This is a genomic window from Streptomyces angustmyceticus, assembly GCF_040701845.1.
Classification (GTDB): domain Bacteria; phylum Actinomycetota; class Actinomycetes; order Streptomycetales; family Streptomycetaceae; genus Streptomyces; species Streptomyces angustmyceticus_A.
Window position 1 is genome coordinate 61,171 of record NZ_JBFBHQ010000034.1, and the last position, 8,715, is coordinate 69,885.

The window sequence follows — 8,715 nt, forward strand, 5'->3', positions numbered from 1 at the left end:
GCCCCGTCACGGCGCCGCCCCTCCCGCCCGTCCGGCGGTTCAGTAGCGGTACTGCTGCCCGTCGTACCCCGGCTGCTGGTAGGGCGGGTAGGGCTGCTGCTCGGGCGGCAGTTCGCCGTCGCGCTGCTGGGGGACCCAGACGCCACCGGGCGGGGTCTCGCCGTAGCCCTGGCCGAGCGGCTGCCCCTGGGCGTCGTACTGCTGCGCCGCGTAGGGGGACCCTGCGTAGGGGTCCGCCTGCTGATAGGGGTCGTAGGGCGCGGCGTACTGCTGGCCGCCGAGGTACGGGTCGGCGTACGGCGCCTGCTGGCCCTGGCCGTCGCCGTAGGCCGCGTAGGGGTCGGCGTACGGGTCCTGGCCGGCTCCGTTCGGGTCGTAACCGCCGCCGTACGCATAGCCGTTGCCGTCGCCGTTGGCGGCGGCAGTGTCGTAGGCGTTGTAGGCGTCGTAGCCGCCGTAGCCGGGCTGCTGGCCGCGGGCGTCGGGGCTGTAGACGCCGTACTGGCCGGTCTCCTCGGGCATCGGCTGGGGGGCGTACACGGCGGTGGTGTCGGCCCGGGCGAAGTCGTCCGGGGCGGCGAACGCCTGGGTGGCGTAGGCGTCTTGGCCCTGCTGCGCCTGGTACGGGTCCTGGGCGCGGTAGTCGTCGCCGGGGTCGTAGGCGTAGAAGCCCTGCCCGACGACGGTCTCCTGTGCGGCGAAGGCCTCCTGGCCCGCGGCGGTGTTCTGCCCGGCGAAGCCGTCCTGCGCCCCGTAGGCGCCCCCTCCGCCGTAGGAGCCCTGCCCGGGGGAGGTGTCCCGCGCGGCGGAGGCGTCCACGCGCTGGAAGCCGCCGGTGCTCTCGAAGGTGTCCGGGCCCCCGTCGTCGAACCGGCCGATGCTCTCGCCGGGCGGCACCGCCTCCAGGCCGGAGACCTCCAGGGTCGGTTCGGCGGGCGGCGGCGCGGAGGGACGGGCCCGGCGGCGCCGGCCGCCCTCGGGCGAGGCCCCGGGCTTGGCACCCAGGGCCCAGCCGGTGGTGAAGCCGCGGCGGAAGGACAGCGTCACGTTCGTCTGGCCGATGGCGAAGGCGACAAGTCCCAGCCCGATCACGACTATTGACGGGATGATGACACCGACGACCACAGCGAGGAATCCGGCGAAGGCCAGCAGCCGCCAGCGCAGCCGCGCCTTGTTCTGGAGCAGGACCTCACCCAACAGCCACAGAGCGACCAGGCCGAACGCGATGTAGAGGACCGTCCAGCCCATATACGCCCCTCTTCCGCCGCTCGCCGGCAACCGTGATCAGGACTGCTGGTGCAGTCCCAGATTCTCGTAGATTTCCAGGGTCGCCGTGGAGTGGTTCAGGGTAATGAAGTGCAACCCGGGAACATCCTCGGCCATCAAGCGTGCGCACAGGTCCGTTGCGTACTCGATACCAATGGAGCGTACCGCCGCCGGGTCGTCCTTGACGGCGAGGATCCGCTCGGCCAGCTCGGGCGGGAAGGCCGCGTTGCTGAGCTGAGCGAACCGCTCGATCTGGCGCACGTTCGTGACCGGCATGATCTCCGGAATGATCGGCGTGGAGCAACCCGCGGCCGAAACCCGGTCCCGCAGCCGGAAGTAGTCCTCGGGGTAGAAGAACATCTGGGTGATGGCGAAGTCCGCGCCGGCGCGGCACTTGTCGACGAAGTGCGCCACGTCCGTGTCCCAGTCCGTCGAGCGCGGATGCATCTCGGGGAAGGCCGCGACGCCTACGCAGAAGTCGCCGGACTCCTTGATGAGGCGGACCAGGTCGGCGGCGTAGCCGATGCCGTCGGGGTGCTTGACCCACTCGCCCATCGGATCGCCGGGCGGGTCGCCGCGCAGCGCGAGCATGTTGCGGATCCCGGCGTCGGCGTACTGGCCGATGATGTGGCGCAGGTCGGCCGTGGAGTGGTTGACCGCGGTCAGATGGGCGACCGGGGTCAAAGTGGTGTCGGTGGCGATGCGCTCGGTGGCGCGGACCGTGCCGTCACGGGAGGTGCCGCCGGCGCCGTACGTCACGGAGACGAAGGTCGGCGAGACGGCCTCGATGCGGCGAATGGCGTTCCACAGGGTCCGCTCGCCCTTCTCCGTCTTGGGGGCGGCGAACTCGAACGAATACGACTGCTTACCGGAAGCAAGCAGGTCGCGCACCGTGCGCGCGCGATCAGTCCTGGTGGAAGCTGTACCTAGGGCCATACCGGCAGGTTAACCACCGGCCGGGCCCACACCAACCGCGTCCGGCGTAATGCCTGGTTGGTCGGCTCGGTGTCCACTGGGTGGACATGTTCCGGTCGCCCGGACGTCGGATGCCCGGGGTCCGGCACCGTGCGCAGTGATCCTCGTCACCCGTCCCCGCGGGCCGGGACGGGACGGTGCGGAGGTGTCCTCACTCGTCCCAGGTGCGGATGCGCTTGGCCAGCGACGCGGCCGCGGCTCCCGGGTCGTCCGCCTCCGTGAGGGCGCGGACCACCACGATCCGGCGGGCGCCGGCCCGGAGCACCTCGTCGAGATTTCCGGCGTCGATCCCGCCGATCGCGAACCAGGGGCGCTCGGGGGCGCGGGCCGCGGCGTAACGGACCAGGTCGAGGCCGGGGGCGTGGCGGCCCGGCTTGGTGGGGGTCGGCCAGCACGGGCCCGTGCAGAAATAGTCCACGCCGGGTTCGGTGAGCGCGGCGTCCACCTCGGCCTCGGCGTGGGTGGAGCGGCCTATGAGGACGTCCTGGCCCAGCAGGGCGCGGGCGGCCGGAACCGGCAGGTCGCCCTGTCCCAGATGCAGCACGTCGCTGCCCGCCGCATGGGCGACGTCCGCGCGGTCGTTGACCGCGAGCAGCTTGCCGTGCCGCCGGCAGGCGTCCGCGAAGACCTCCAGATGCCGGAGCTCCTCGCCGGCCTCCATGCCCTTGTCCCGCAGCTGGACGATGTCCACGCCCGAGGAGAGCACCGCGTCCAGGAACTGCGGGAGGTCGCCCTGCCGCCGGCGGGCGTCCGTGCAGAGGTAGAGCCGGGCGTCGGACAGGGCCGGGCGTGCGGTGGTCATCGGGCGGCTTCCCCCAAGGTCGGGGGCGTACGGGCCGGGCCTTCCGGTCCGTACGCCCCGCGGATGCGGTTACGGGTGCTGCTGCGGCCGGCGGCGGAGCGCGGGCCGCGCCGGAGGCGTCAGACGGCGAGCGCCTGGGCCCGCCGCTTCACCTCCGTGCCGCGATTCTCGCGCAGCGCCTGGGCGGGCGTGCCGGGCAGGGTCTCATCCGGGGTGAACAGCCACTCCAGCATCTCCTCGTCGGTGAAGCCGTCGTCCTTGAGGAGGGTGAGGGTGCCGACGAGGCCCTTGACCACCTTGTCGTCCTTGATGAAATCGGCGGGCACGTGCAGCGCCCTGTTCTCGCCGCGGCGCACCGCGATCAGCTGGCCCTCCTTGACCAGCTGCCGGACGCGCGTCACCTCGACGCCGAGCTGTTCGGCGATGTCGGGGAGGGTGAGCCAGGCGGGGACGAGTCCATCGATGTTTGCGTCAATCTCGGTCACAGCACAAGCCTGCCACCTCACACTGACAGCCGGTAGCCGGGCATCGCCATCAGGGGCTTTCCTGCACACCGGAGGGTGACGGCGGGCACCCGGGCGACGACCGCCGGTCACGGCGCCCGGCCCCCGGCTACTGCGCCGCGACCTTCAGCGGCAACGACGCGTTGGCGGCCCGGTCCCGGTCCAGGACCACGCCCCGCTCGATCAGCTTGCGGCCCTGGGCGAGGTCCCGCGGCCGCCCGACGGCCAGCAGCGCGACGAGCCGGCCCTCCCGCAGCCAGATCACCGACCAGGCGGCCCCGGCCGGGTCGCCGCGCCACACCAGCTCGTCGGCGTCCCCGTGGTGCCCCACGTACTGCACGAACCGGCCGAACTGCTCCGACCAGAAGTACGGGACGGGGTCGTAGGCCACCCCTGCCGCCTCGCCGCGGACGATGTTCTCGGCGACCGTGCGCGGGCCCTGGAGCGCGTTGTCCCAGTGGTGGATCAGCAGGCGGGCGCCGTAGCGGGCGGAGGGGAAGGAGGCGCAGTCGCCGACGGCAAAGACGTCGGCCACCGAGGTGCGCAGCTGCTCGTCGGCCAGGACGGAGCCGTCCCGCGGCGAGACCTCGACGCCGGAGCCGGCCAGCCAGCCGGTCGCGGGGCGGGCGCCGATCCCGATGACCACCGCGTCGGCGGGCAGCACCGTGCCGTCGTCGAGGGTGACCGCGCCCGCCGTGACGGAGGCGACCCGGGCGCCGGTGCGCAGCTCGGCGCCCGCGTCCGCGTACCAGCCGCTCATGTGGGCGGCGACCTCGGCGGGCAGCGCCCCGGCCAGCGGGCGGTCGGCGGCCTCGACGACGGTGACCGCGCAGCCCGCCTCGCGCGCCGCGGTCGCGAACTCGGCACCGATCCAGCCGGCCCCGACGACCACGATCTCGTGCTGGGCGGCGAGCACCGGCCGCAGCCGCTCGGCGTCGTCCAGGGTGCGCAGCAGATGGACACCGGGCAGGCCCTCGCTGCCGGGCAGCACGATCGGGTCGGCGCCGGTCGCCAGGACCGCGTAGTCGTAGGGGACCGGCCCCTCGGCGGTCTCGATCACATGGGCGTCCGGCACCAGGCCGGTGACCGGGCGGCCGAGGTGGAGGGTGATGCCGAGCGCGGCGAAGTCGACGTCGAAGGCGGAGCCCTCGGCCTTGCCCAGCAGCACCGCCTTGGACAGCGGCGGGCGGTCGTAGGGCTGGTGGGGCTCGTCGCCGAGCAGCGTGATCGCGCCGGGCCAGCCCTGTTCGCGCAGGGCGACAGCGGTCTGCACACCCGCGATTCCCGCGCCGGCGATCACGACGTGCGGCGTGCGGTCAGGGGCCTGGGAGGACTTGCTCTGCTCGCTCACCCGATCACTCTAGGACGGGGTGTGACGCGGCTCGCAGCAGCGCGCAAGGAGATCTCTGACACAGCGTCACCGCCGAAGCCGCCCGGGACGCGGGCCCCCGGGAGGCCGGGGACGCTGCCTTACGGCGCCTCGCGGCCCCGTACTAGGGTGGCGGATACATGCACTCGCGGGAGCCCGGACGCACCGGGCTGAGAGGGAGGCTGGCGGCCTCCGACCGTACGAACCTGATCCGGGTCATGCCGGCGAAGGGAGGGGCTGGACACCCATGCGGACAGCTGCCACACGAGCGAACACCACCCCGCGGAACCCCGATGTGCTCGTCATCGGCGGCGGGATCATCGGCCTGGTCACCGCTTGGCGGGCGGCCGTCCGCGGGCTGAGCGCCGCGGTCGCCGACCCCTCCCCCGGCGGCGGCGCGGCCCGGGTCGCGGCCGGGATGCTGGCCGCGGTCACCGAGCTCCACTACGGCGAGCAGACCCTGCTCGGCCTCAATCTCGCCTCCGCACGCCGCTACCCCGCCTTCGTCGACGAGCTGGAGGAGGCCTCGGGCCAGACCGTCGGCCACCGGCGGTGCGGCACCCTGGCCGTCGCGCTGGACGCCGACGACCGCGCCCACCTGCGCGACCTGCACGCCCTGCAGACCCGCTCGGGGCTGGAGTCGCAGTGGCTCACGGGGCGCGAGTGCCGGCGGCTGGAGCCGATGCTGGCCCCCGGGGTGCGCGGCGGTCTGCGGGTGGACGGCGACCACCAGGTCGATCCGCGCCGGCTGGCGAGCGCGCTGGTGACCGCCTGCGAGCGCTCCGGGGTGGCCTTCTACCGGAGCCGCGCCGTACGGCTGACGGTCGACGGCGGCCGGGCCGCCGGCGCCGAACTCGCCGACGGCACCCGGGTTGCGGCCGGCCAGGTCGTGCTGGCCGCGGGCAGCTGGAGCGGCCGGCTCGACGGCGTGCCCGACGAGGTGCTGCCGCAGGTGCGCCCCGTCAAGGGCCAGGTCCTGCGGCTGCGGCTGCCGGAGATGCCCGCCGGCAGCCCTCCCTTCCTCTCCCGCACCGTACGGGCGGTCGTCCGCGGCGGCCCGCTCTACCTGGTCCCCCGGGAGAACGGCGAACTGGTCGTCGGCGCCACCAGCGAGGAGCTGGGCTGGGACACCACCGTGACCGCCGGCGGCGTCTACGAGCTGCTGCGCGACGCCCACGAGCTGGTCCCCGGCATCACCGAACTCCCGCTCGTCGAGACCTGCGCCGGGCTGCGCCCCGGCTCCCCCGACAACGCCCCGATGCTCGGACCGACCGCGCTGCCCGGCCTCCACCTGGCCACCGGCCACTTCCGCAACGGAGTGCTGCTCACCCCCGTCACCGGTGACGCGATGGCCGAGGTACTCGCCACCGGCCTCCTCCCCGAAGAGGCCCGCCCCTTCTCCCCCGCGCGCTTCTCCCCCGCCGCCCCGGGCCCCGAGCGCACCCGTGCCCCCCAGGAGCAGCCCGTATGAACGCCGCCCCGTCCACCCCTCCCGTCTCGGTGTCCGTCAACGGGCAGGCCCGTGAGATCCCCGGCGGACTGACCCTCGACCGGCTCGTCGCCACGCTCTCCCAGGCACCCACCGGGGTGGCCGCGGCGGTCAACGACGTCGTGGTGCCCCGCGCCCAGTGGGCAGGCACCCCCCTCGGCGACGGCGACCGCGTCGAGGTCCTCACCGCGGTCCAGGGAGGCTGATCCGCCGACATGCCCGACACCACCACGCTCCGGGGCACGAACCCCGCCGCCTCCGACAGCGGCCCCGCCGCGGACCGCGCCCCCCTCACCCTCGCCGGCACCACCTTCGACTCCCGCCTGATCATGGGAACCGGCGGCGCGCCCAGCCTCGACGTCCTGGAGCGGGCCCTGCTCGCCTCCGGCACGGAGCTGACCACCGTCGCCATGCGGCGGCTGGACCCGACCGTGCAGGGCTCGGTGCTGTCCGTACTGGAACGGCACAAGATCAAGGTGCTGCCGAACACCGCGGGCTGCTTCACCGCCGGCGAAGCCGTGCTCACGGCCCGGCTCGCCCGGGAGGCGCTCGGCACGGACTGGGTCAAGCTGGAGGTCGTCGCCGACGAGCGCACCCTGCTGCCCGACCCCATCGAGCTGCTGGACGCCGCCGAGACCCTGGTCGACGACGGATTCACCGTGCTGCCCTACACCAACGACGATCCGGTGCTGGCCCGCAAGCTGGAGGACGTGGGCTGCGCCGCGATCATGCCGCTGGGCTCGCCGATCGGCTCCGGCCTGGGCATCCGCAACCCCCACAACTTCCAGCTGATCACCGAGCGGGCCGGCGTCCCCGTCATCCTCGACGCGGGCGCCGGAACGGCCTCGGACGTCGCCCTGGCCATGGAGCTGGGCTGCGCCGCGGTGATGCTGGCGTCCGCCGTGACCCGCGCCCAGGAACCCGAGCTCATGGCATCCGCCATGCGCCACGCGGTCACGGCGGGCCGCCTGGCGTATTGCGCGGGGCGCATCCCACGACGTCACTTCGCGTTGGCGTCGTCCCCCACCCAGGGAATGCCGGACTTCGACCCTGAGCGGCCGGCGTTCTAGAGGGCCTCCCACGTTTTTGGCTTTCCCGCCGTGGTTGTTGCTCGCCGGTTTTCGCCCGCTGCGCGGTGCGCTCGCCGTTGCGCCTGCGGCGGGCGGGTCCGCTGCGCGGGGCTGTGGGTGCGGTGACGCTGCGCGGGGCTGGGTGCGCTCGCCGTTGCGCCTGCGGCGGGCCAGGTCCGCTGCGCGGGGCTGTGGGTGCGGTGACGGGCCTGCGGGGCCGGTGTGTGGGACTGCTTCGCTTTACGTCCCACACACCGGCCCCTCCGGCCCGTCCCCTCCCGTGGGGGAGTATGTGACGGTGGGTGGGGGCGGGCCGCGGTCGTAGCGGTGTGGGCTCTACTGGTCATTCCGGGGGAGTCTTTTCGCGGGATGGCCCGCGGCCTTTCGAGCCGGTGACGCGGCACCGGCGTGGTCAGGGGCGCATGTCCGTCGTCGTCGTGCCGGTGCCTGCGTCGGTCTCCCACCGGCACCGGCAAGATCACGGTCTACGGCTGGAGCGCCAGGTCGCGCTGGTACCAGGTGCCGGCCTTTCCGCCGAGGTCGACCGGGTCGGCCGGGCCGACCGGAACGAACCCGGCCTTGGCAAGCACCCTCTGGGATGCGGCATTGCCGCGGGAGGTGGCCGCCCGCAGGGTGCGCAGCCCGTGCCGCGCCGCCGCCAGCCGGCACAGCTCCCGAACGGTCGCGGTCGCCACACCGCGGCCGGCGACATGCTGGGCGACCCTGTAGCCGAGCTCAGCCGTGCCGTCCTCGAAGTCGTACAGGTTGAACCGGCCCAGAACCGAGCCGTCCTCGGCGACGAGCACGTAGAAGGCGCTGATGCCGGCCTCCTGCTCGGCCAGCAGGGCGCTGTACCGGTCGGCGAACCGCTCGAAGAACTCGTCACCGCGGTCGGAGACCGAGGCGGCGAAGTAGGCGCGGTTCGCCAGCTCGAAGGCCAGGACCGCGGGGGCTTCGTCGGCACGCAGCCGCTTCAACTCGGGCACTGCCCGACCGTACCCGGAGAGCGCGCCGCGGCCACCCGGGTTTCCGCCACCGGGACAGCCCCGAGGCCAGGCACTCAAGGCTCTACGGCTGGAGTACCGGATGCACCCCCACCGGCCTTTTCTCCCACCCCCAACGGGAGGGGACGGGCCGGAGCGGGTGGGTGTCCGGACGTAAAGCGAAGCAGTCCGGACACCCACCCGCGCAGGCCCGTCACCGGCACCCGACAGCCCCGCGCAGCGGACCCGCCCGCCGCC

9 protein-coding genes and 1 riboswitch are annotated in these 8,715 nt (G+C 73.7%); of the genes, 3 read left to right on the forward strand and 6 right to left on the reverse strand.

Features of this window, described 5'->3' with window-relative positions; all coding sequences use genetic code 11:
- Positions 1-39 precede the first annotated feature (39 nt).
- The 5 genes from AB0411_RS35430 to AB0411_RS35450 all read right to left on the reverse strand — a co-directional run bounded on the left by AB0411_RS35430 (position 40) and on the right by AB0411_RS35450 (position 4,897).
- Positions 40-1,248, reverse strand: coding sequence for a hypothetical protein (locus AB0411_RS35430; RefSeq protein WP_366421351.1), 1,209 nt, complete (start codon positions 1,246-1,248; stop codon positions 40-42).
- 36 nt (positions 1,249-1,284) lie between these two features.
- Positions 1,285-2,202, reverse strand: a complete 918-nt coding sequence (gene metF / locus AB0411_RS35435) for a methylenetetrahydrofolate reductase [NAD(P)H] (protein ID WP_366421352.1) — start codon at positions 2,200-2,202, stop codon at positions 1,285-1,287.
- Positions 2,203-2,392: 190 nt separating this feature from the next.
- Complete coding sequence (gene thiE / locus AB0411_RS35440) at positions 2,393-3,043, reverse strand: thiamine phosphate synthase (RefSeq protein ID WP_366421353.1); 651 nt, start codon at positions 3,041-3,043, stop codon at positions 2,393-2,395.
- A gap of 119 nt (positions 3,044-3,162) precedes the next feature.
- Complete coding sequence (locus tag AB0411_RS35445) at positions 3,163-3,528, reverse strand: Rv2175c family DNA-binding protein (protein WP_042162000.1); 366 nt, start codon at positions 3,526-3,528, stop codon at positions 3,163-3,165.
- Positions 3,529-3,655: 127 nt separating this feature from the next.
- Positions 3,656-4,897, reverse strand: a complete 1,242-nt coding sequence (locus tag AB0411_RS35450; protein WP_366421354.1) for an NAD(P)/FAD-dependent oxidoreductase — start codon at positions 4,895-4,897, stop codon at positions 3,656-3,658.
- A gap of 156 nt (positions 4,898-5,053) precedes the next feature.
- A riboswitch (TPP riboswitch) is annotated at positions 5,054-5,165 on the forward strand.
- Between AB0411_RS35450 and thiO the strand changes: the two genes are divergently transcribed.
- The 3 genes from thiO to AB0411_RS35465 all read left to right on the forward strand — a co-directional run bounded on the left by thiO (position 5,163) and on the right by AB0411_RS35465 (position 7,474).
- Positions 5,163-6,386: a glycine oxidase ThiO gene (gene thiO, locus AB0411_RS35455; protein WP_366421355.1), complete on the forward strand. Its 1,224-nt coding sequence runs from the start codon at positions 5,163-5,165 to the stop codon at positions 6,384-6,386. It overlaps the preceding riboswitch by 3 nt.
- Positions 6,383-6,610 (forward strand): sulfur carrier protein ThiS, encoded by a 228-nt coding sequence (gene thiS / locus AB0411_RS35460; protein WP_366421356.1) that lies wholly within the window; start codon positions 6,383-6,385, stop codon positions 6,608-6,610. The genes thiO and thiS overlap by 4 nt, the downstream gene beginning before the upstream one ends.
- A gap of 123 nt (positions 6,611-6,733) precedes the next feature.
- Positions 6,734-7,474 (forward strand): thiazole synthase, encoded by a 741-nt coding sequence (locus AB0411_RS35465; protein WP_403150765.1) that lies wholly within the window; start codon positions 6,734-6,736, stop codon positions 7,472-7,474.
- A gap of 485 nt (positions 7,475-7,959) precedes the next feature.
- On the opposite strand, the gene AB0411_RS35470 is transcribed toward AB0411_RS35465, so the two are convergent.
- Positions 7,960-8,460, reverse strand: coding sequence for a GNAT family N-acetyltransferase (locus AB0411_RS35470; RefSeq protein ID WP_366421358.1), 501 nt, complete (start codon positions 8,458-8,460; stop codon positions 7,960-7,962).
- Positions 8,461-8,715 lie beyond the last annotated feature (255 nt).

Coding starts and splice junctions, on each gene's coding strand:
- AB0411_RS35430 (WP_366421351.1), bottom strand. CDS start 1,248: ATGGGCTGGACGGTCCTCTACATCGCGTTCGGCCTGGTCGCTCTGTGG.
- metF (WP_366421352.1), bottom strand. CDS start 2,202: ATGGCCCTAGGTACAGCTTCCACCAGGACTGATCGCGCGCGCACGGTG.
- thiE (WP_366421353.1), bottom strand. CDS start 3,043: ATGACCACCGCACGCCCGGCCCTGTCCGACGCCCGGCTCTACCTCTGC.
- thiO (WP_366421355.1), top strand. CDS start 5,163: ATGCGGACAGCTGCCACACGAGCGAACACCACCCCGCGGAACCCCGAT.
- thiS (WP_366421356.1), top strand. CDS start 6,383: ATGAACGCCGCCCCGTCCACCCCTCCCGTCTCGGTGTCCGTCAACGGG.
- AB0411_RS35465 (WP_403150765.1), top strand. CDS start 6,734: ATGGGAACCGGCGGCGCGCCCAGCCTCGACGTCCTGGAGCGGGCCCTG.